This window comes from Microcoleus anatoxicus (assembly GCF_042465725.1).
Taxonomy (GTDB): domain Bacteria; phylum Cyanobacteriota; class Cyanobacteriia; order Cyanobacteriales; family Microcoleaceae; genus Microcoleus; species Microcoleus anatoxicus.
Genome location: NZ_CP120853.1, coordinates 3,797,383 through 3,818,503, shown reverse-complemented (window position 1 = coordinate 3,818,503; position 21,121 = coordinate 3,797,383). Strand labels below are relative to the sequence as shown.

At 45.3% G+C, this 21,121-nt stretch carries 20 protein-coding genes and 1 pseudogene; 14 read left to right on the top strand and 7 right to left on the bottom strand.

Annotated elements, in window-relative coordinates; translation table 11 throughout:
• Window positions 1-21: 21 nt before the first annotated feature.
• Both pstS and P2A85_RS16585 read right to left on the bottom strand, forming a co-directional pair.
• Complete coding sequence (gene pstS / locus P2A85_RS16590) at window positions 22-1,050, bottom strand: phosphate ABC transporter substrate-binding protein PstS (RefSeq protein WP_377473916.1); 1,029 nt, start codon at window positions 1,048-1,050, stop codon at window positions 22-24.
• 228 nt (window positions 1,051-1,278) lie between these two features.
• Window positions 1,279-2,478, bottom strand: a complete 1,200-nt coding sequence (locus P2A85_RS16585) for an NYN domain-containing protein (RefSeq protein ID WP_377473914.1) — start codon at window positions 2,476-2,478, stop codon at window positions 1,279-1,281.
• 184 nt (window positions 2,479-2,662) lie between these two features.
• Here P2A85_RS16585 and P2A85_RS16580 point away from each other — a divergent pair, with 184 nt between their 5' ends.
• The 3 genes from P2A85_RS16580 (at window position 2,663) to P2A85_RS16570 (ending at window position 5,610) form a co-directional block, all read left to right on the top strand.
• Window positions 2,663-4,171, top strand: a complete 1,509-nt coding sequence (locus P2A85_RS16580) for a UbiD family decarboxylase (protein ID WP_377473912.1) — start codon at window positions 2,663-2,665, stop codon at window positions 4,169-4,171.
• Window positions 4,172-4,466: 295 nt separating this feature from the next.
• The gene (locus tag P2A85_RS16575) at window positions 4,467-4,703 is read left to right on the top strand and encodes a hypothetical protein (RefSeq protein WP_341737718.1); all 237 of its coding nucleotides are present in this window, start codon (window positions 4,467-4,469) and stop codon (window positions 4,701-4,703) included.
• Window positions 4,704-4,953: 250 nt separating this feature from the next.
• Complete coding sequence (locus P2A85_RS16570) at window positions 4,954-5,610, top strand: Uma2 family endonuclease (protein WP_377473910.1); 657 nt, start codon at window positions 4,954-4,956, stop codon at window positions 5,608-5,610.
• A 237-nt stretch (window positions 5,611-5,847) separates the two neighbouring features.
• Here the strand turns inward: P2A85_RS16570 and P2A85_RS16565 are convergent, their stop codons facing one another.
• From P2A85_RS16565 to P2A85_RS16550, 4 genes and pseudogenes are all read right to left on the bottom strand, one after another.
• Window positions 5,848-7,821, bottom strand: a complete 1,974-nt coding sequence (locus tag P2A85_RS16565) for an SUMF1/EgtB/PvdO family nonheme iron enzyme (protein ID WP_377473908.1) — start codon at window positions 7,819-7,821, stop codon at window positions 5,848-5,850.
• Between the two features lie 543 nt (window positions 7,822-8,364).
• Window positions 8,365-8,577, bottom strand: a complete 213-nt coding sequence (locus P2A85_RS16560; protein ID WP_194063647.1) for a helix-turn-helix domain-containing protein — start codon at window positions 8,575-8,577, stop codon at window positions 8,365-8,367.
• 259 nt (window positions 8,578-8,836) lie between these two features.
• Window positions 8,837-8,956, bottom strand: a pseudogene (locus P2A85_RS16555) (helix-turn-helix domain-containing protein); the annotation flags it as partial.
• 20 nt (window positions 8,957-8,976) lie between these two features.
• Window positions 8,977-9,189: a helix-turn-helix transcriptional regulator gene (locus P2A85_RS16550; protein WP_341733497.1), complete on the bottom strand. Its 213-nt coding sequence runs from the start codon at window positions 9,187-9,189 to the stop codon at window positions 8,977-8,979.
• A 124-nt stretch (window positions 9,190-9,313) separates the two neighbouring features.
• On the opposite strand from P2A85_RS16550, the gene P2A85_RS16545 reads away from it, so the two are divergent.
• From P2A85_RS16545 to argH, 9 genes are all read left to right on the top strand, one after another.
• Window positions 9,314-9,556 carry a hypothetical protein gene (locus P2A85_RS16545; protein ID WP_377473904.1) on the top strand — a complete coding sequence of 81 codons (243 nt, stop codon included), beginning with the start codon at window positions 9,314-9,316 and terminating at the stop codon, window positions 9,554-9,556.
• Window positions 9,557-9,869: 313 nt separating this feature from the next.
• The gene (locus tag P2A85_RS16540; RefSeq protein ID WP_377473902.1) at window positions 9,870-10,661 is read left to right on the top strand and encodes a DUF4058 family protein; all 792 of its coding nucleotides are present in this window, start codon (window positions 9,870-9,872) and stop codon (window positions 10,659-10,661) included.
• A gap of 34 nt (window positions 10,662-10,695) precedes the next feature.
• Window positions 10,696-11,484 (top strand): DUF4058 family protein, encoded by a 789-nt coding sequence (locus P2A85_RS16535; protein WP_377473899.1) that lies wholly within the window; start codon window positions 10,696-10,698, stop codon window positions 11,482-11,484.
• A 351-nt stretch (window positions 11,485-11,835) separates the two neighbouring features.
• Window positions 11,836-12,561: a DUF502 domain-containing protein gene (locus P2A85_RS16530; RefSeq protein ID WP_377473897.1), complete on the top strand. Its 726-nt coding sequence runs from the start codon at window positions 11,836-11,838 to the stop codon at window positions 12,559-12,561.
• Between the two features lie 167 nt (window positions 12,562-12,728).
• A complete protein-coding gene (gene nusB / locus P2A85_RS16525) occupies window positions 12,729-13,361 on the top strand; it encodes a transcription antitermination factor NusB (protein WP_377473895.1) in 633 nt (210 codons plus the stop codon).
• A 270-nt stretch (window positions 13,362-13,631) separates the two neighbouring features.
• Window positions 13,632-15,359 (top strand): signal recognition particle-docking protein FtsY, encoded by a 1,728-nt coding sequence (gene ftsY / locus P2A85_RS16520; protein ID WP_377473893.1) that lies wholly within the window; start codon window positions 13,632-13,634, stop codon window positions 15,357-15,359.
• 366 nt (window positions 15,360-15,725) lie between these two features.
• Complete coding sequence (locus tag P2A85_RS16515) at window positions 15,726-17,213, top strand: PP2C family protein-serine/threonine phosphatase (protein WP_377473890.1); 1,488 nt, start codon at window positions 15,726-15,728, stop codon at window positions 17,211-17,213.
• On the top strand, window positions 17,203-17,442 hold the full coding sequence (locus P2A85_RS16510; RefSeq protein ID WP_340522786.1) for a hypothetical protein: 240 nt from the start codon (window positions 17,203-17,205) through the stop codon (window positions 17,440-17,442). The genes P2A85_RS16515 and P2A85_RS16510 overlap by 11 nt, the downstream gene beginning before the upstream one ends.
• Before the next feature lie 254 nt (window positions 17,443-17,696).
• Window positions 17,697-19,085 (top strand): argininosuccinate lyase, encoded by a 1,389-nt coding sequence (gene argH / locus P2A85_RS16505; protein WP_377473887.1) that lies wholly within the window; start codon window positions 17,697-17,699, stop codon window positions 19,083-19,085.
• Here the strand turns inward: argH and P2A85_RS16500 are convergent.
• Window positions 19,082-19,273 (bottom strand): hypothetical protein, encoded by a 192-nt coding sequence (locus tag P2A85_RS16500; protein WP_041623140.1) that lies wholly within the window; start codon window positions 19,271-19,273, stop codon window positions 19,082-19,084. The genes argH and P2A85_RS16500 overlap by 4 nt on opposite strands.
• 481 nt (window positions 19,274-19,754) lie before the next feature.
• On the opposite strand from P2A85_RS16500, the gene P2A85_RS16495 reads away from it, so the two are divergent.
• Together P2A85_RS16495 and P2A85_RS16490 are read left to right on the top strand one after the other, a co-directional pair.
• Window positions 19,755-20,210: an NUDIX hydrolase gene (locus P2A85_RS16495; RefSeq protein WP_377473885.1), complete on the top strand. Its 456-nt coding sequence runs from the start codon at window positions 19,755-19,757 to the stop codon at window positions 20,208-20,210.
• A gap of 100 nt (window positions 20,211-20,310) precedes the next feature.
• Window positions 20,311-21,120 (top strand): alpha/beta fold hydrolase, encoded by an 810-nt coding sequence (locus P2A85_RS16490; RefSeq protein ID WP_377473883.1) that lies wholly within the window; start codon window positions 20,311-20,313, stop codon window positions 21,118-21,120.
• Window position 21,121 lies beyond the last annotated feature (1 nt).

The following is a 21,121-nucleotide window of genomic DNA, read 5'->3' as shown; positions in this document are numbered from 1 at the left end:
ACTGAGTTGTAGCGCCCTCTCTTAACCTTTAGCAACCACACTCTGATTAACTGTTTGAATCACCCTTTGAGCTGTAGCGGTCGGAATTCTAGTAAATTCTAGCTGTTTGTTGATATCTTGGCCTGTAGTCATCACCCAAGTAACCATCTTTTTAATAGCATCTGCTTTCGCAGCAGGATACTCTTTGTAGACTAACAGCCAAGTCAAGCCAACAATCGGATAACCGTCGGTGGGATTTCCTTCCACTAAGAAGAAGTTTGCTGGGAATGTTTCTCCTGCAAAAGCTTTGTCTGCTTCGGCCAAGTTAGCATCTACAAACCGACCAGCTTTATTTTGAATAAACGCTGTTTGGAGCTTATTTTGTCTGGCGTAAGTATCTTGAACGTAGCCGATCGCACCCGGTGTTTGTTTGACCAAACCTGCTACACCGGCGTTTCCTTGACCGCTGACAGGGCTTCCGGGCCAACTCGGTTGAGTGGCAGCTTTGATGCTGCTGCCGATCGCCTGCAAGTGGTTAGCAAAAATAAAGGTAGTACCGCTGCCATCTGCCCGTACAGCTACTCGAATCGGAGTATTTGGCAAATTTTTAGCTTGTCCAGAAATTCCAGCGATTTTAGCATCGTTCCAGCGCGTAATTTTGCCTTCAAAGATGCCTTTCAGGGCATCGGAATTCAACCGTACATTATTTACCCCAGGCAAGTTGTAAATAACTGCAACAGCGCCACCAGCAGTGGGAACAGCTATTACACCCCGCTTGACCTGACCGATTTGTGCAGAAGTCAGCGGCGCGTCGCTACCTGCGAAGTCAACAGTGCCTGCGATTAATGCTTTGATACCAGCACCGCTGCCGGTTGCTTCGTAGTTTACAGTAATTTGATTAGCACTTCTCATCTGCGAGAAATAGCGATCGTAAAGAGGTTTGGGAAAAGTAGCTCCCGAACCGTTTAGTGTGATGGCTGCTACAGCAGAACTAATCAACGAGAGCGAAAATGCGGTTGCTGCTAGCGTAACTATAAAGGCACGTCGCCAACGTCCTGTGAAAAAAAACATACTCCTCCTCCTTAAATAACAGACTTTGGGGAATCCCCTCCATAGGATAGACCGAAAGATACGAGTCAGACCTGGAGAAAGGATAAGCTTGTTTTAAATTTGGGTTAAATTTGGGTTAAATTTTTGACAATTAGCTGTAGGCAGAGTTAATAAAAAAAATTCACAATTGATACCATAGGCGGCCGCCTAGGATTCTTGAAGCAATTGGGGCTTGACTGGGATAGGTTTTCAATGGCTTAAACCCTGATCCGCAGAGGATTTTTGCTTTAGGATCGCCACTTGATGTTTCTGGCCGCTGGATTTTACTTGAAAAACTGTAGCTTTCGACTGCAAATATTTTAGCAAGCTGGAATTTTTACCCAAAAAACCTTTCACAATTAAATCGGCATTAGATTTATATTTATCCAAGAAATCTTTCTGAATTCTCACCAGACTAACCGTATTCTGGTGCAACTCATTTTTGGCAGATTCAATTATTTCTATAATTTTATTTTGAAAAACATCCAGAGAATCAATAGTAGGGGAATTGACAACAGGAACGAGTTCTATATCCGGTTTTTGGGCAACATTTTGCTCGACAACAACCGTCGCCAAAGGCGCTTGCGACACCGGAGAAACTTGCGGTTGTGCCGACTCCACAACTGTTAGTGCATGAGAATTCACAGAATTAAAAGCAATAGTATGGCGCTCTTTAAAAAACTGAGCTACCCTCGAAAATCGAGCTATACGCTCGTCAATAGATTTATGTTCAGCCTGTAATAATTCTGCAACTTGATTAGCCAATTCCTCAAAACTAGGAATTTCCATTTCCCGATCGCAGGAATAGTGACGAGTATCACCACTCCGACAATTTTTAATAGACAAAACAGAATTTTGTCGCCGCACCCGAAACACAGTCAATCCCTGATTTTGCAACTGATTGCAAAGATGATTTAACAAACCATCCGAAGAACAAACAAAAACTTCTCGCACATCGCGATATCGATATAAAATAGCAGCACCAAAGGCAATCATTTTACCATCAGCACTATTAGCACCGCCCGGAACATGAATCAGCTCATAACCGCGGTCGTAAAGTTCAGCATCCAACTTCCCCGTACTCGGATTTTTCCAGTTAGCAAAAGCAACTTTAACTTGCAGAGGATAGACGCACAAACTCGCTAAGAATAGTTCTGTATTAACGTTAAGTTTCAGATTTTCAGCATCTAACAGCAAAATCGCAATCCCGCCGGAATCTGTAGTGCTTACAGAGGTGATTTCCTGCGGGATAGCTGCGCTTAATTCACTTTCGGTGAATTGGCGACTGAAAGACTGTGGCCCTACCGGATCAAAGAATTGTTTGCGGCAAGCCTTGCAAAGATATCGCTGGCGACCGTTGGGACGGCCGTTCTTACGGAGTTGGTCAGATTCACATCTTGGACATTTCATTTAACCATTATTACAGCCTGCTCCCGAACCCAACAAGACATTACCTATCTTCTTCTTGCTCTTCCTTCGCGCCCTTCGCGTCTTCGCGGTTCGTTAAATAGATATTCTTTGAGCGGTTCAAGAGTAACTTGTGGCAGTCGATCGCCCCATAATAGTAAAAGAAACTTAACAATTATTAAAAAAAATGGCAAGAGACTTGCGAGGATTCCTCAAACTACTCGAAGAACGGGGACAACTGCGCCGGATTAGCGCCTTAGTCGATTCCGACCTAGAAATTGCCGAAATTTCCAACCAAATGCTGCAAAAAGGCGGCCCAGGCTTGCTGTTTGAAAACGTCAAAGGCGCAGAATTCCCCGTAGCGATTAACCTGCTGGGTACAGAACAGCGCGTTTGCTGGGCGATGAACATGGAAAAGCCGATCGAACTAGAAGAACTCGGCAAAAAATTAGGAATGCTACAACAGCCAAAACCCCCAAAAAAGATTTCCCAAGCCATAGAATTTGGCAAAGTCCTGTTTGACGTAGTGAAAGCGAAACCGGGGCGCGACTTTTTCCCCGCTTGTCAGCAAGTGGTAATTGAGGGAGAAGGGCTCGATTTGAACAAAATCCCGATGATTCGCCCCTATCCAGGAGATGCGGGCAAAATTATCACTTTGGGTTTGGTAATCACCAAAGATTGCGAAACCGGTACCCCAAATGTGGGGGTTTATCGCTTACAGTTGCAGTCAAAAAATACCATGACTGTCCACTGGTTATCTGTCCGAGGAGGTGCGCGACACTTGCGGAAAGCGGCGCAGGCTGGTAAAAAGCTAGAAGTGGCGATCGCCCTTGGAGTTGACCCACTGATCATCCTCGCAGCAGCAACCCCAATTCCTGTAGACTTATCCGAATGGTTATTCGCCGGACTTTATGGCGGTTCCGGCGTGAGTTTAGCGAAGTGCAAAACCGTAGATTTGGAAGTACCCGCCGACTCCGAAATCGTATTAGAAGGAACGATTACCCCCGGTGAAGTTCTGCCCGACGGACCCTTTGGCGATCACATGGGTTATTACGGCGGTGTGGAAGATTCGCCCTTGGTGCGATTCAATTGCATGACGCACCGCAAAGACCCGATTTATCTGACCACATTTAGCGGGCGGCCACCGAAAGAAGAGGCTATGATGGCGATCGCCCTGAATCGCATTTATACTCCTATATTGCGGCAGCAAGTATCGGAAATTGTCGATTTTTTCCTACCAATGGAAGCGCTGAGTTACAAAGCAGCAATTATCTCCATTGATAAAGCCTATCCCGGTCAAGCGCGTCGGGCTGCTTTAGCATTTTGGAGTGCATTGCCGCAGTTTACTTACACCAAGTTTGTGATAGTTGTCGATAAAAGTATCAACATTCGTGACCCGCGTCAAGTAGTCTGGGCAATTAGTTCTAAAGTTGACCCGGTTCGAGATGTATTTATCTTGCCAAATACGCCCTTTGATACCTTAGATTTTGCCAGTGAAAAACTTGGTTTGGGAGGCAGAATGGGGATTGATGCGACTACGAAGATGCCGCCGGAAACCGATCATGAATGGGGCGAAGTTTTGGAGTCAGATCCGGATGTGGCGGCGATGGTGGAGCGGCGTTGGGCTGAGTATGGTTTGGCTGATTTGAATTTGGGAGAAGTCGATCCGAATTTGTTTGGTTATGAGATGAGGTAAGGACTTAGGCCTTGACCATTGTTGTCAACTTAACTTAAACCTTGAGTATCTCTTGTTTGTATCAAAGTCTAGATCCCCCCTAACCCCCCTTAATAAGGGGGGGACAAGAAATATCCTCAAAGTCAACCCCTACTCCCCTTCTTTCCCCCCTTGGGGGGGGGTAGGGGGGGGTGGGGGATTTAGGGGGATCTAGACTTAGTGTAAAAACGAGATTTCTCAAGGCTTTTAGGCTTAAGTTGACACTCCTTGGGCATTTCCTTGTTATCAATACCAAAGAAGAAGAAAGGTGGAAAGAATGATGCAAAGTCTTAATCTCGATCAAACAATTGTTGGTTGGTCATCCATTGCTAAAATGGTTTTTGTTCCTCACACCGAACAGGAATATGAGCGTTTAGTCGAACTACTAGATAGCCTAATCGATCAAGTGGGCGAGAATGAAAGCCATCCTCTTGCTTCGATGATGGATGTTATTGGTGTTTTAATCGAAAACTATGAATCTGAATATGTTGCTGAGTTAGAAGAGGTTACGTAACCTAGTATTCCACATTGTGGATTACTAATCGAGAAAGGGATTGAAAATTTTGGCGATTTTTGGAATGGGCGATCGAATTGAGTGCGATCGGGATTTACGCACTCCGACAAAGAAACCGGGTTTTTTGCAGTTTTGCTGACTGTAGCGAAGTTTTATCGAAAAAACCCGGTTTCTGGTCACTCATATGTAAGTTCTATTCTGGAATTTGATAAACTGAGAGTAATGTTTTTTGCCGGGAGGCAAGTTTGTTATGTCTCTTGCTAAAGATTTAGAGTACACAGACGAACTACGAGAAGTAATAGTAGTTCCACCTGCTGATTTATGGAGTGATGAACCACCTTTGGAAAGTGATTTACATCGGCTGCAAATGCAGCTACTTATCGATTGTCTGGTTTGGCTGTGGCGAAGTCGCAACGATTTCTATGCCAGTGGGAACTTGACAATTTATTATAGTCCCCAACAAATTAAGTCGCAGGATTTTCGCGGGCCTGATTTTTTTGTTGTTTTGGGAACGGAACGCAAACCTCGTAAAAGTTGGGTGGTTTGGGCTGAAAATGGTCAGTATCCTAATGTAATTGTAGAAATTCTTTCTCCGAGTACGGCGGAAGTTGACAAGGGGTTGAAGAAAAAAATTTATCAGAATATTTTTCGGACACCGGAGTATTTTTGGTTTGATCCGAATGGGTTGGAGTTAGCTGGTTTTCTTTTAGTTGGTGGTCAATATCAAACGTTAGAAACTAATCCTCAAGGTTGGCTATGGAGTCAGCAGTTAGAGTTATTTTTAGGGGTGCAAAATGGTCAGTTGCGCTTTTTTATGAAGGAAGGGCAATTAGTTCAGACTCCGGCAGAAATTGCTGAAGCTTTGGCGGCGCAATTGCGAGAATTAGGCATTGAACCGAATGCTTGAATGTGAGCGATCGGGCCAGGGCGGGTTTATGATGTTTTTGGTTTCCCCCATAGATGGTTGGTAAAACCCGCCCCTACAGCCCCTGAACGTAATATTAACCCCCATTTTCCCCAAAAAAATTTCAAGCGCGCTGACGCGCGCAAAAGGGTAAAGAGGAAAGAGGGAAAAGGGAAAAAGGGCAAAAGAGCAGAGAAGAGTCCTCGCGGGAGACTACAGCACAGAACCAAAAACCGGAGACTACGCGGAAACCAGAGCAACGCGAAAACCGAAGAGCGAGCTACGATTGCCCGCCGAATTCCTGCCACGAAGGGCACCATGGCAATTGACCGCATCGTCGTTCCATGAACCGCCACGCTGCACTCGGTATTCTGATCCACCAGTTTCCCAGGAACTTCCGTCATTCGGTGCGCCACTATAATTATCATGATATTTATCACTGCACCATTCCCAAACATTGCCGTGCATATCGTATAAACCAAAGGAATTAGGCGGAAAACTCCCCACATCCGTTGTTTGTTGACGATCAAGTCCCTTCGGCGCAGCACCGTAGGGATAATTGCCGTCATAATTAACTAAATCTGGCGTAATTGTGTCACCAAAATAGAAAGGTGTTGTAGTTCCGGCGCGACAAGCATATTCCCATTCCGCTTCCGAAGGTAAACGATAACTCTTCCCTGTTTTTTGAGTAAGTTTCCGACAGAATTCCACAGCCTCATCCCAGTTAACACTTTCTACAGGACGTTTCGCACCTTTGAAATTAGATGGGTTGTTTCCCATCACCGCTTGGTATTGTGCTTGAGTGACTTCATATTTACCCATAAAAAAAGGGGCCACAGTAACAGTACGCTGCGGCCCTTCACTGTCAGTTCGTTCTGCTTCCGTACTGGGGGAACCCATCACGAAACTGCCTCCTGGAATTGCTATCATGTCTATAGTGATGCCATCACCGAGATTATCTGTAAAAACCTGTACTTGTCCTTGACTGCGGTTGGTAATTTGCCCCGTTGAGTTGACTGTTACTGTTTCAAAATCAAAAGTTTTTAGGGAATTTGACGATGCTTTTGGGGCTGGAGTTTCTGGTGATGGTTTTGGAGATGGTTTGGGCGCTGGACTTTCTGCTATGGGTTCTGGGGATGATTTTTGAGCCGATGATTCAGGAGATGGCGGCTCATTATCTGATGGAGGTGAAGGACTTGGTGAAGATGAAGAAGATTTGTTGTTCAACAAACTTTGACTCAGCACGGCTAATGCAAATCCTCCCCCAGCAAAACCCGCTAATTGCAATAAACCTCGCCTGGTTGTGTTAGTCGGTAACGGCCAAGTGTGCTGTGGAATCACAGGAATTGTTTTAACTTTGCTCCCGGAAGGATTCGTCGATAAAGATAAAAGTGCTTGCAAAGCTTCCCCTGCATTCTGATAACGCTGACTGAAATGGTCGCGCACCATTTTATCTAAAACATCCGCAAATCTAGAGTCAACTCTTGGCACTAATTGCCGCCAAATTACTTCCCCAGTCATCGGATCTTCCTGCAATAGTTGCGGCGGAATTCCTGTTAATGCTTGAATCCCAATCATCCCCACAGCATAGACATCGCTGCACAATTTTGGTTTACCTTTAGCTTGTTCGCTGGGCATATAACCGGGAGTGCCTATAGCTATTGTTGTCGTGACATCTCCATTAACATTCACAATTAATTGATTGATTTGCCTAACTGCACCAAAGTCAATCAAGACTATTTTACCATCTTGACGGCGCATTAAGTTAGCTGGTTTAATATCTCGATGAATAACGGCATTTGGTTGGTGTTCGTGAGGAACTGTTAAAACTTCTAAGATGTTTTTTAATAAGGTAATAACGGTAGATTCGCTTAACTTTTTGCCGGGAACAATCTCTGTGTTTAAATCATGTCCATCTATGAATTCTTGAACTAGATAGAATTCGCCATTTTCTTCAATGTGAGCAAACAAAGTCGGAATTTGCGGGCATTGCTTGCCTAAATTGTACAAAACTTGTGCTTCGATATCGAACAACTTTCGGGCTAGCTGCAAAACAACGGGACGATTGTCTTTCGGTTTCAGGTGTTTGACAACACAGTGGGGTTTTCCGGGTAAGTCTAAATCTTTGGCTAGGTAGGTGTCGCCAAAGCCACCACCCGCCAAGAATTTGATTATTTGGTAGCGTTTGCGGAGGATTGTATCTGGGGCAATCATCGGTTTTAGGTGGATGGGTGGAGATTAAGCTTATTTTGACACAATCCTTGTTTTAGTTTGTAGTTGCGCTGTCTTAGTCGCCCGGTTCGCAGTTGCACTGTCTTCGCTGGGGGCAATCTTTTTTACTTTATATGACTTTACTTTATATGACGCCACAGATTCCCATTATTTAATGATATGTCAAGTCTGCATAAAAATCAAGTATTCGATCGCCCATTAATACCAATTTCATGAAGTAGCGTGACATAGCTAACCCCCCCCAACCCCCCCTTGCTAAGGGGGGGCTTTGAACTGCATCTCTAGCAAATATTTATGAAAACAGATATCTTGCATTTGCTGCCAGATTCCGGCAGGGGTTTAAACCCCTGCCTCATAGCGAAAGTCCTCTCAAAGAGGACTGAAGATAAGGATTGAAAAAAGGATTGAAATAGAGATTAATCGATCGCCTTTTCAGTCGTCTTTAGACGACTTGAGCTATGAGGCGGGGGTTTAAACCCCCGACGGACTGTTGCAACAAGCGCAAAAACCAAATCACAAATCAGTTTACCGTTCCAAAACCTCAACCAAGTCTTCCACCATCACATCGAAGACTTCAGCAAGTTTCTGCAAAGCCGTATAGTCCACTGTTGCCATTTTGGGAGCTTGGGCATATTTTTTAACCGTGCTGTAGGGAATTCCCGTTCTGTCAGAGACTTCTTTCAGCGTCCAACCCTTTTCCTCAGCTAGTTCTCGAACTCGCAACCGAATTAATCCCATCTTCCCAACGATAAATCAGCCTACTCTTCCAATATCTCAACTAAATCTTCGATCGCAATATCGAACGCACGAGCCATTTTATTCAGAGCCGTATAGTCTACAGTTGCCAGTTTATACCAATTTAATATGAGGCTGCATATATTTCGATCCCCCTAAATCCCCCTTAAGAAGGGGGACTTTGAGAAGAATCTTGTCCCCCCCTTATTAAGGGGGGTTAGGGGGGATCTGATTCTATGCAGCTTCATAAAAAATTGGTATTAGGAGAATGGGCATAACTTCTAACGGTACTGTAAGGAATGCCCGATCGCTCAGAAACTTCTTTAAGCGTCCAACCCTTCTCTTCGGCTAGTTCTCGAACCCGCAATCGAATTAGACCCATCTTCCCGCTGACAAATTAGTTCAATGTTCCAAAACCTCAACCAAATCTTCGATCATCAAATCGAAGACAGCAGCAAGTTTCTGCAAAGCCGTATAGTCCACTGTTGCCAGTTTAGGAGCTTGTGCATAATTTTTGACCGTGCTGTAGGGAATGCCCGTTCTCTCGGAAACTTCTTTCAGCGTCCAACCCTTTTCCTCAGCTAGTTCTCGAACTCGCAACCTAATTAACCCCATTTATGCTTGACATAAGCTACGTGTTTGGCTTTTAATAGTTAAATACAGCGATCGCCCTTGATTTCTGAGGTCGCAGGGCGATCGCTTTTCATTCACCACCCACAAAAGTGGGAAGGATTTTCCTATGATACCAAAACAAGTCACTTATCGCGATCGACTTCAACCTTGGCATCTAATTCGGCATCTCCCCAAGTGTCAGCGGTTAACAGTCGCCCGCTTCACCCGCCGCCGCGATGCGGAATCTTACCTCAATGCGCTGCGCCGCTTAATGCCCGCAGTCCCGCATACAATTGTGTTCGTAAATGCGGTGTCTGTGTTAGATGAAAACAGCGTGCTAATTCCGATGCAATTGGCGATCGAAGTTTAATGCGATCGGACTGAGATCTTGCATTTGTTGCCATATTCCGGCAGGGGTTTAAACCCCTGCCTCATAGCGAAAGTCCTCTCAAAGAGGACTGAAGAAAGGACTGAAGAAAGGACTGAAGAAAGGATTGAATTAGAGATTAATCGATCGCCTTTTCAGTCGTCTTTAGACGACTTTAGCTCTCTCGGCGGGGGTTTAAACCCCCGACGGACTATTGCAATAAGTGCAAAATGTGCGATCGATTCTACTCTTACAGCATTCGCGCCAAAAAAATATTGCTAAACTGTAAATAGACTTAAGTCAAGGAGTCAAATCAATGCCATCTCCCTTTCCCGGTATGGACCCGTATTTAGAGCATCCTAACCTATGGCCTGAATTGCATCACTGGTTTATTAGTGAAATTGCCAGATTTTTATCTCCGCAACTGCGTCCTAAATATCGAGTTGCCGTAGAGTTGCGAATGTATGAAACCAGCAGCGAAAATTCAGTGCTTGTCGGTATTCCCGATGTGATTGTACAGCGTTCTCAGACATCAAATAACCCATCTACAAATGTAGCTGTTTTGTCACCTCTAGTACAACCAGTGAACGTGACACTTCCTATGCCTGAAATTATCAAGGAAGGTTATTTAGAGATAAGAGGTGTGGAAACTAAAGAAGTAGTCACAACAATCGAAATACTTTCGCCTACTAATAAACGACCGGGAAAAGGCAGGCAAATATATGAGAAAAAACGCGAAAGAATACTGGGCAGTCGCACTCATTTGATTGAGATTGATTTGCTGCGACACGGCGAACCAATGCCATTTTTTGGCAATAATATTGAGAGTCAATATCGGATTTTGGTTTGTCGGGGAAATCGCCTTCCTTCCGGTGATATGTATCCTTTTAATATTCAAAATTCAATTCCTGCTTTCCCAGTTCCTTTGCGTCCCGAAGACTCTGAACCTATTGTCGATCTGCAAATGCTTTTCAATCAAGTATACGATATTGCGGGCTACGATATGGAAATAGATTACTGTCTGGAGCCAATACCACCATTGTCTGAAACAGATGCGGCTTGGGCTGATGCTTGGTTGCGCGATCGAGGATTGCGTGAAAATTGCTAAACTATAAATAGACTTAAGTCAAGGAGTCACATCAATGCCATCTCCCTTTCCCGGTATGGACCCGTATTTAGAGCATCCCGAACTCTGGCCAGCCCTACACCACTTGTTAATTAGTGAAATTTTTAGATTTTTGTCTCCCCAACTGCGTCCCAAATATTTAGTCTCGTTGGAAGTGAGAATCTATGAAACCCTTGACGATAATTTATCAATTGGTATTCCTGATGTAAACGTGATTCACCCAAAAACTACTACCGAATTAATCACATCAAATGTAGCCGTTGCAGCGCCACCGACACAACCCTTAACAGTAAATATTCCCATGACATACCAGGTTCGGGAAGGTTATTTAGAAATTAGAGAAAGAGGAAACCAAGAATTAATAACAGTTATTGAAATTCTCTCGCCTACTAATAAACGAACAGGTAAAGGGCGACAAATGTACGAAGAAAAGCGAGAAGAAATTTTATCGAGCCGTACTCATTTAATAGAAATAGATTTATTGCGGCGCGGTCAAAAAATGCCAATTGTTGGCAATAACGTGGAAAGTCACTATAGCGTTTTGGTGTGTCGGGGAAATCGCCGTCCCAAAGCAGATTTGTACGCTTTTAACGTGCAGAACCAGATGCCAGCTTTTCCTCTACCATTGCGATCGGGCGATACTGAACCTATCATAAACTTGCAGGAATTATTCAATCAAATTTACGACATCGCAAGTTATGACCTGAAAATAGATTATCGCAACTGGGAAGTCATACCACCGCTGTCAGAGGCGGATACAATTTGGGCTGATGCTTGGTTGCGCGATCGCAACTTGCGCGAATAATTCAAATTACTAGCAAAATGCAAACTCAACCACTCCTGACTTGAGTTTATAGTCAACAAGCCACCCTACCCACACCGCGTCAAGGCGATCGACTTCTTTGTCAAGTCAGAACCAAAAAGTCTTAAAATATACAATAAGTCACGTATATTAAAAACAGTCGCCAATTTGCAATCATTCTTTACATATTTCAGTACAGCACACCCACCCCTAACTCTTCCTGACAGGAGAGAGCACAGTCTAGTTGGATCGAAGACAATAAACATGGCGACTTCCATGCAAGCTCGTGCAGTTTCTCTAGTCTCAGGTTTGTTCAGGTTATTTGCAGCCAGTTACGAGGAGAGTTGACCACCCGTGCTCCAACGCATCAAACAAGACTTAAAAAACGACCTGATCGCAGGTCTTTTGGTAGTGATACCCTTAGCTACCACCATCTGGCTGACAATCACTGTCGCCAGTTGGGTCATTAATTTTCTCACCAAAATTCCCAAGCAAATTAACCCTTTTGACGGCCTCAACCCGATTTTGGTGAATTTGCTCAATCTCTTGGTAGGGTTGGCTGTACCCCTGCTGAGCATTACGATTATTGGTCTGATGGCCCGTAATATCTTCGGGAAGTGGTTGTTAGACTTGGGCGAACGTCTATTACAGGCAATTCCCCTAGCAGGTTCGGTTTACAAAACCCTCAAACAACTGCTGGGAACTATCCTCAAGTCCAATGACAAATTTCGCCGTGTGGTTTTGGTAGAGTATCCCCGGCGCGGAATCTGGACTTTGGCTTTTGTGACCGGTACGATCGAGAATAATGATATTCCGCCTTATCCTTCTGGCGAAAGTCCCATCGGCATTTTCATTCCCACTACTCCCAATCCCACTACTGGATGGTACGCTATTGTCCCGGAAGCAGATGTGGTTAATCTGTCAATGTCGATCGAAGATGCGTTTAAAGTCATCATCTCCGGCGGCATAGTCAACCCCAGCAACTCAGCTATAGTAACTACCGCAAACACCAAGGGAACAAAACTTGAATCCCTAATCCCCGATGCGAGATATCATCCGGTTCCAGTGGAAGAAGAGTGAACCAATACATCAGCAATCTTGCACAAAACCTGCCTACACGGAAATAGTGACTGAGGGCGGGTTTTTTCGCAGTTTTTCTGCTAAAGTCCAAGTCTATGCCTTCAAATAGCCTCTAGCAATCTCAACAATCCCCAAATTCCTAAATTCTCAATTTCTATTTAAAACCTATGAAAAAAGCCCGCGAAACCGCACGCGAACTCGCACTCCTTGGCATTAGCCAACTCCCAGCTAATCCAGAACTCTTAGAAGCCAAGAAACTGCAAGATGTCGTCCTCGCCGCCATCCGCACCCTGACTGCGGAAGTGCAAGAATCTCTAGAAACCGCAGCCTCAGAAGTGCAACGAGGTAGCGACAAACTCCTATCGAGCGAAATCCGCGCCTCCGATGTCGAAAGTGCTAGAGCAATGGTACGGGAAGCTGTGGAACTTACTCAAACGGCGATTAACCGTCTCGGTTCAGCCATGGAGTTTCCCGAAATCATCCAGCTAGCTAACCAGCAAGATGTCCGCAATTATGCTTTGCAAATCCTAGCAAAAGTCAGTGCGAACCGCCCAGAAATTGATGACTTGCTCAAAGAAGCCCTCGTGGATTGGCAAATCGAACGTTTGCCCAGGATCGATCGAGATATCATGAGAATTGCGATCGCGGAAATTCTATTTCTAGGCTTACCCGAACAAGTCGGTGTCAACGAAGCTGTCCAACTAGCAAAACGGTACAGTGGCGATGACGGACATCGGTTTATCAACGGAGTATTGCGCCGAGTTGTCGATCGCATTAATGCACAAGCAGTTAGTCATTAGTTATTAGTCATTAGTCATTAGTCATTGGTCATTAGTCATTAGTCATTGGTCATTAGTCATTGGTCATTAGTCATTGGTCATTAGTCATTGGTCATTAGTCATTAGTCATTAGTGGTTAGTGATTAGTCATTAGTGGTTAGTGATTAGTCATTAGTCATTAGCGGTGCCCTGAGCGTAGTCGAAGGGTCATTAGTCATTAGTCATTAGTGATTAATCATCCTTCCCAATTCCCAATTCCCAATTCCCAATTCCCATTTTAATTTTAATTTTATGGTTTTTAATTGGTTTCGTCGCCAGTACAGCGAAAGTGGATCTTCTGAACAAGAAAATATTCCCGAACAGCCCCAAGAAGAGTCACCAACAGAATCCGCGCCCGCCCCGCCTCAAACAGATGCAGCAACAGAGTCCACTTCCCCCGCTGTCGCAGAGGATTATCTCAATTGGGCGAAAGCTGCTTATAAAAATATTCAAAAACAGCAAAAACCGGAAACAGAAGTTACCCAGACACCAGTAACTGAGGTTCCAGCAGCCGAAACAGATATTGCTGAATCCGCAACGGTCGAACCAACTGATGCGATCGAACTTGAGGCTCCCATAGCACAAGTGGTGGCAGAAACATCAGAAATTTCTGCACCTGCCATTGTCGAAGCAACCGATGCTTCACCGACAGCCGAGTCGATCGCCATTGTTCAACCAGTAGCTCAACAATTAGAAGTTTCAACCCAACAGGGAGAAATTCCCGAACCTGCCATTTCTGTTCCCGATCCAGAATCGATCGCATCAGAACCAAATCCCGTGGCGACAGAAGTCCCAGCCGAAACAGCAGAAGCCCTGCCCTTTTGGGCCAGAGCTCAGGCCGATCGCATGGAACGGATCGAACGGCTCAAAGAAACCGCCCTCGAAGAACCAGAGGTAATTGCAGCAGCAGCAGCCAGAGCTGCAATTATCGAAGAAATTCCCGGTTTTGCCTTTGACGAAGGCTTCCTGTGGTCCTCAGAAATCCTCGCCAGTCAAGGCCGTCGGCCAGATCAAGTATCTGTAGAAGAAATCACTTGGCTGCAAAAGCTGCGAAAAGGCTTAGAAAGAACCCGTCGTAGCTTAATTAATCGACTTAAGGCGATCGTCGGTCAAGGCCCGCTCAATCAAGACGCAGTGGCGGAAATTGAGACTTTATTGCTCCAAGCCGACGTCGGAGTCGCAGCCACAGACATTATAATCAGTCGCCTCCAAGCCAAACTCTCACAAGAAGTCCTACCGCCAGAACAGGCCCTAGCCTATCTCAAAACCATTCTGCGGGACATCCTCGATGCACCCTGTGCCCAAAGTGCCGCCGGCAATCCCGCTTACAGTCTAAATTTTGCCCCCGAAAAAGACACCTTCAATATTTGGTTGATTGTCGGAGTTAATGGCGCCGGGAAAACTACAACCATCGGTAAACTTGCCCACATTGCCCAAAAATCAGGATACAAAACTCTGATAGGTGCCGCGGACACTTTCCGGGCCGCCGCCGTCGAACAAGTCAAAGTTTGGGGAGCTCGCAGCGGCGTCGAAATTATTGCCAATCCCGGGAAAAACACCGATCCGGCTGCTGTGGTGTTTGATGCGATCGCCTCCGCCCAGGCCAGAGATACACAACTCTTGATCGTAGACACCGCAGGTCGTCTGCAAAACAAAAAAAACTTGATGGATGAACTCAGTAAAATTCGTCGCATAGTAGATAAAAAAGCTCCTGGTGCTACCGTAGAATCTCTACTGGTTTTGGATGCCACACTAGGTCAAAATGGTTTGCGACAGGCCGAAGTTTTCGCAGAGGCTGCAAAATTAAGTGGAGTAGTCTTGACAAAACTCGATGGATCTGCTAAAGGTGGTGTTGCCCTAGCAGTAGTGCAGCAACTCGGTCTGCCGATCCGGTTTATTGGAGTCGGAGAAAGCATCGAAGACCTACGCCCGTTTTCTAGCTACGAGTTTGTGGAAGCCCTGCTGGATTTTAGATTCTAGATTTCAGATTTTTGATTGATGAGGTATCTGTAACCGTCCCAATTTTTTTGAGGCTCACAGGCAGCATAAACATCCAAAATCCTCAACCTAAAACTAAAATCGTAGGAATTACCTACAGGAACAGGGTTATCGATCGACAAGTGCTGTGGGAAAGACTAGATTAAGTTGTCGCGCATTGAATTTGTAGGGTAATTTGAATTTAAATTCTTGTGGCTGGTGTTTCAGCTAGCCACCAAGATAGAAATTGTTAAATGCAAAACAGATAATCTAGAAAATCATCTAGAAAAAAACTGGGTTTCAGTTCTGCTTCTGTGTAAGTGCTGAATCATTCTTCTTTAATTTAAAATCGAAAATCACAAATCTAAAATGACTGCTGTGCCTTTGCCTCGCCCCTCACCTCAACCTGCTGACCGCCCTTCTGGTCGCAATTCCATCGACGTGACGCCAGTCTTCGCGCTCAAAGAACTGGTGGCCCGCTTGCACCGATACCAGCACAATGTTCAAGATATGTTGAGCTCCCTGGGATTTGCCCTGCGGACTTTTAATAATCTCAATCAATTTTTGGAGTTGGTCCCTTTGGTAGCGACTCGCGTTACCGATGCCGATGGCGGAGCTTTGGTACTGTTCAAGCCCAATGGTCAAGTCAGGTTTCAGCAGTTGCACTGTCAATCAGGACGGCAGTGTCAAGATATGCGAAAAGCACTGGAAATTGCCACTAAGCAAGTGACAACAGGTGTGGGAACCGGGGCAGATTTTATGTCGGGTAACTCCGGGCAAACTTCTAGTCTAGATATCCAAGTCAGTCGGTTTTTAGGCCCGGATGTTCACTTGTTCGGTGCACCAATTTTACTGAATAATTTGGAACGGGGACGGCTGTACGTTTTTAGCAGCGAATCCCAATATTTGTTCACCGCTGGGAGACAGAAATTAGTCCGGTTGGTGGCAGATCAAACCGCAGTTGCGATCGCCAAAGATGAGCTAAATGTTAAATTGGCAGAGAAAGAGCGTTTAGACAGAGAGTTGGAAATTGGTGCGGAAATTCAAGTGCGACTCTTGCCTCGTAGTTGCCCCAAAATTCCCGGTCTGGATGTGGCCGCCCGCTGTCAAACAGCTAGCAGAGTAGGGGGAGATTATTATGATTTTATTCCCGCCGACTATGACCCCATAGGCAAGGAACAGGAGTCAGAACAGACCCCATCCTTGATCAAAAATCTCAAGTCAAAAATGGACAAGGGTCGCTGGAGTGTTGTCATCGGTGATGTCATGGGTAAGGGAGTACCCGCTGGTCTGTTGATGACGATGACACGGGGTATGCTGCGGGCAGAGGTTTTGAACCGCCACTCCCCTGCCAGAATTCTGCAACATTTAAACCGGGTAATGCACGCGGATTTGGAAAATTCCCACCGTTTCGTGACTCTGTTTTATTCTGAGTATGACCCGAAAACTCGGACTCTTTCTTACAGTAATGCTGCTCACCACCCACCTTTGCTTTGGCAAGCCGCCACTAATTCTATTGAGAGGCTTGATACTCTCGAAGGGATGCTAATTGGCTTGGATGCTGATTCGCGCTACCAAGAGGCACAGGTACAATTGCAGCCGGGAGATACTATTATTTATTACACCGATGGTTTTACTGATGCTGCTAATCAAGTAGGGGAGCGCTTTGATGAGGACAATTTGACGGAGGCTTTTCAATGGGCTTGTCAAAATTATCAAGAATCTGAAGAAATTTTGAACTATTTGTTCGATCGAGTTCACCAGTTTATCGGCATGGGCAACCAAAATGGAGACGATATGACCCTGGTTGTAATGAGAGTAACACCTGCTACAGAAGAAAATCACCATGATAGTTAATTTGATGATTGAAACAACGGTTGGATTGAGTAGCTGGATTAATTGGAACGATGCGGTGGATTTATTAGTTTGGAAATCTCATTTAAGTTCGACTGTGATTTTGGGTCAAAGCTATGAAATTTTTAGTAATATTCAGAAGTCTTGGAACCATTTTGTCTCTAGTGGTCAAATAGCTGCTTTTGGTATAGGGCTATTTGTGGGCTGGTTCATTAAGGGAATATTCCGTTAGTAAGCCAACCAACTTCAAAAAAATGAAGGCCCAGAAACCTGACTTCTTCCTTATTCCTTCTTTTCCCCCCTTGGGGGGGCAGGGGGGGGTGGGGGGGGCTAGGGGGCGGTGATACCAAATCCTCTCTTCACCGGAATTATTAAACTCTCTCTTCTCGAACTTCGCGTACTTCGCGCCTTCGCGGTTAAATCATTCCGATACAACCGGAATTGATATGACTTCTTCGTTCTTCCTTCTTCCTTCTTTATTCAAAAATGACAAAACAACCAACAACTTGGAGTCAAAGATTTGAATCGGCACTGCACCCAGCTATCGTGCGATTCAATGCGAGTATTGGCTTTGATATTGAACTGATTGAGTATGACTTGACGGGTTCGGTGGCTCATGCTAAAATGCTGGCGAAAACGGGGATTATTTCAGATTCCGAAGGCGAACAATTAGTCAATGGTTTGGAACAGATTCGTCGGGAATATCAACAAGGACTGTTTGTACCGGGTATTGATTCAGAAGACGTTCATTTTGCAGTGGAAAAGCGCCTGACGGAAATAGTCGGCGATGCAGGGAAAAAATTGCACACGGCTCGATCGCGCAACGATCAAGCAGGTACTGATACTCGTTTGTATTTGCGCGACCAAATTGCCCAAATCCGTCAGCAGTTGCGGGAATTTCAAGGGGTTTTGCTAGATATTGCTGAGCAAAATGTGGAAACTTTAATTCCAGGTTATACGCACTTGCAGCGCGCTCAACCAATTAGCTTGGCTCATTACCTGTTAGCTTATTTTCAAATGAGCGATCGCGACTGGGAACGCCTCGGCGATGTTAGCAAACGTGTCAATATTTCGCCTCTGGGTTGCAGTGCGCTGGCGGGGACTACTTTCCCGATCGACCGGCACTATACGGCCGAACTATTGCATTTTGACAGAGTCTATGATAATAGCTTAGATGGAGTTAGCGATCGAGATTTCGCCATCGAATTTCTCGCAGCCGCCAGCTTGATCATGGTACACCTGAGTCGCTTGTCAGAAGAAATGATTCTCTGGTCGTCTCACGAATTTGGATTTATCTCACTCAAAGATAGTTGCGCTACCGGTTCGAGCATTATGCCACAGAAAAAAAATCCTGACGTACCCGAATTGGTGCGGGGTAAGGCTGGGCGAGTTTTCGGTAACTTGCAGGCGATGCTGGTAGTGATGAAGGGACTCCCTTTGGCCTATAACAAAGACTTACAAGAAGATAAAGAAACTTTGTTTGACAGCGTGAAAACGGTACAAGCTTGTTTGGAAGCAATGACGATTTTGCTGCGGGAAGGAATCGCCTTTAACAGCGATCGCCTCGCCGCGGCCGTTACAGAAGACTTTTCCAACGCTACAGATGTAGCCGACTATCTAGCCACTAAAGGCATTCCCTTCCGGGAAGCTTATAACCTCGTGGGCAAAGTTGTCAAAACTTGTCTGTTGGGGGGCAAACTCCTCAAAGATTTGACACTTGAGGAGTGGAAAGAATTGCACCCAGCTTTTGAAACCGACATTTACAGCGCGATCGCACCTCAGCAAGTGGTAGCGGCTCGCAATAGTTACGGGGGTACCGGGTTTGAACAAGTGAGGAAATCACTGACTGCTGCGCGCGATCGGCTCAAGGATTAATCTTCAGCGGCAGCCATGTCTTTGTCCTGTCTGCCGCCACTCATGGCGCCCATGCCACCACCGTTACCTCCGTCAAATCGCCTTCTCTTGTTAGAGAACATATCTTGATTTCTGCGCTTGCGAAACTTGCGGGCGTATGCTTGATTTCGTTGTGCCTTCTCTTTCTTGAGATTACGGCGTTTAGCCATTCTGACCTCACTAATAAACATTGACAGTCCCCGGCCTAAAGACACGGGGATTCTTAGCTCCGCCTACACTTTAAGCTGTTAAGCTTTTGTTTTCACGGAAACGGGTCGCACGTCTAGCTAATATTCCTGAATTCAGGAGATACATTTAACAGATAGCGTGACTTGTAGATCATAGCAGGCTATAGGCAAAACTGAAAAAAAAAATCAAAAAACTCTTGACAAATACGACAAATGATAATAAAACCGGGTGACTTAGCTCCTGAGTTCTGTTGGCCCGATGGTGGGAGTAATTTTATGCCTCTGGCAGATTTCCGATAGCATCAAATTATACTCTAGTTTGAGCTATGGCTGCTACAGATTCCCCAAAAAATATGGTAAAAAAATTTAGAGACATCACTGAAACTACGTTGGCAATCGACCATGATGTTAGGATTGGAAAAGTTTAAAATTTCCGAACCCTCTTCCCAAAGCTTTTGAGTTTATGCGTCGATTGTGGCAGATTGGACAAACCGTGCTAGGACTAATATTTCGACATCCCGTCACTGGTACTGGCATTATCCCCCTATTACCTGATGGTCGAATTGTCCTAATTCGTCGGCGTGACAACGGTTGCTGGGCACTGCCGGGAGGTATGGTTGATTGGGGCGAAGATATTGCGACTACAGTCCGCCGGGAATTGGCTGAAGAAACAGGGCTAGAGCTGGTAAAAATCGGCCGCTTGGTGGGCGTATACTCAGAGCCCGATCGCGATCCTCGACTTCACTCTATTTGTATCGTTGTCGAAGCACAAGTCCAGGGAACAATTCAAATTCAGGATACACTCGAAATCAGCCAAGTAGAAGCTTTTTTACCCACATCCCTACCGGAAGGCGAATTCAGCCACGATAGCGACAAGCATTTGCAGGACTATTTTCAAGGTCTGACAATTGTAAATTGAAACGAAGTGCAGCTAGATTGTAGTCAAATTTTGAATCAATTGTTATAACAACCACTCAACCTTGGATGAAGGTTCTTTAGATTAATGAATATTTAACCGGATGTACTCACAGCTACGCAATTCTCGGATCAAACTTTCTTTAGGACAAATATTCTGGCACGAAGTCGGCCAGGGGCCAAACTTGGTGTTTTTGCACGGTTCTTGGGACAACAGCAATCAGTGGCTGAAGACGATCGAATATTTATGTCCCCAGTACCACTGTTTCGCACCAGATTTACTGGGATTTGGCGATTCAGAACGCCCTAAGATGAATTATTCCATCGACATCGAAGTAGAATGTCTCGCCCAATACTTCGACACGTTAAATCTGCCAGAGGTTTATTTGATTGGTCACTCCTTGGGTGGCTGGGTAGCCACTAGCTACGCCCTTAAATATCCCGATCGAGTCAAAGGTTTGGTGTTGTTAGCGCCCGAAGGGGTGAATGCCGGCACGCGAGGACGCTGGGGGATGGCGAGAACGCTGACGAGTACACCTCCTGTGGCTTACTGGCTGCTGCGATCGCTCTATCCCATTGCTAAGTTGTTTGGGGGTCAAAATAAGATTGAGGAACTACTCAAGTTCAGAAAACAGTTGATCGGTTCCCCAGTGGCGATGAAATTGCTATTTAGGCGGCGACGAGCCGAAATTAAGGCAGAGTTGGTTGACGAGAAGTTGTCTGAGCTGACAGCTCCTTTATTGTTGTTACAGGAATCTCAAAATCAGGCTGATGCTTCGTCGTCTCTGTGTCAGTCCTATGCTGCTCTGGCGACGAGGGCAGAGATTGAATTTATCAATTCTGAGAGCATAAATTTATTGGTAGAATACCCCGATCTGGTTGCTAAGTATATTGGGGAATTTGCCAAGCAGTGAA

Excerpts from the sequence above, each read along its gene's own strand:
- pstS (WP_377473916.1), bottom strand. The coding sequence starts at position 1,050 with ATGTTTTTTTTCACAGGACGTTGGCGACGTGCCTTTATAGTTACGCTA.
- P2A85_RS16585 (WP_377473914.1), bottom strand. The coding sequence starts at position 2,478 with ATGAAATGTCCAAGATGTGAATCTGACCAACTCCGTAAGAACGGCCGT.
- P2A85_RS16580 (WP_377473912.1), top strand. The coding sequence starts at position 2,663 with ATGGCAAGAGACTTGCGAGGATTCCTCAAACTACTCGAAGAACGGGGA.
- P2A85_RS16575 (WP_341737718.1), top strand. The coding sequence starts at position 4,467 with ATGATGCAAAGTCTTAATCTCGATCAAACAATTGTTGGTTGGTCATCC.
- P2A85_RS16570 (WP_377473910.1), top strand. The coding sequence starts at position 4,954 with ATGTCTCTTGCTAAAGATTTAGAGTACACAGACGAACTACGAGAAGTA.
- P2A85_RS16565 (WP_377473908.1), bottom strand. The coding sequence starts at position 7,821 with ATGATTGCCCCAGATACAATCCTCCGCAAACGCTACCAAATAATCAAA.
- P2A85_RS16560 (WP_194063647.1), bottom strand. The coding sequence starts at position 8,577 with ATGGGATTAATTCGGTTGCGAGTTCGAGAACTAGCTGAGGAAAAGGGT.
- P2A85_RS16550 (WP_341733497.1), bottom strand. The coding sequence starts at position 9,189 with ATGGGGTTAATTAGGTTGCGAGTTCGAGAACTAGCTGAGGAAAAGGGT.
- P2A85_RS16545 (WP_377473904.1), top strand. The coding sequence starts at position 9,314 with ATGATACCAAAACAAGTCACTTATCGCGATCGACTTCAACCTTGGCAT.
- P2A85_RS16540 (WP_377473902.1), top strand. The coding sequence starts at position 9,870 with ATGCCATCTCCCTTTCCCGGTATGGACCCGTATTTAGAGCATCCTAAC.
- P2A85_RS16535 (WP_377473899.1), top strand. The coding sequence starts at position 10,696 with ATGCCATCTCCCTTTCCCGGTATGGACCCGTATTTAGAGCATCCCGAA.
- nusB (WP_377473895.1), top strand. The coding sequence starts at position 12,729 with ATGAAAAAAGCCCGCGAAACCGCACGCGAACTCGCACTCCTTGGCATT.
- ftsY (WP_377473893.1), top strand. The coding sequence starts at position 13,632 with ATGGTTTTTAATTGGTTTCGTCGCCAGTACAGCGAAAGTGGATCTTCT.
- P2A85_RS16515 (WP_377473890.1), top strand. The coding sequence starts at position 15,726 with ATGACTGCTGTGCCTTTGCCTCGCCCCTCACCTCAACCTGCTGACCGC.
- P2A85_RS16510 (WP_340522786.1), top strand. The coding sequence starts at position 17,203 with ATGATAGTTAATTTGATGATTGAAACAACGGTTGGATTGAGTAGCTGG.
- argH (WP_377473887.1), top strand. The coding sequence starts at position 17,697 with ATGACAAAACAACCAACAACTTGGAGTCAAAGATTTGAATCGGCACTG.
- P2A85_RS16500 (WP_041623140.1), bottom strand. The coding sequence starts at position 19,273 with ATGGCTAAACGCCGTAATCTCAAGAAAGAGAAGGCACAACGAAATCAA.
- P2A85_RS16495 (WP_377473885.1), top strand. The coding sequence starts at position 19,755 with ATGCGTCGATTGTGGCAGATTGGACAAACCGTGCTAGGACTAATATTT.
- P2A85_RS16490 (WP_377473883.1), top strand. The coding sequence starts at position 20,311 with ATGTACTCACAGCTACGCAATTCTCGGATCAAACTTTCTTTAGGACAA.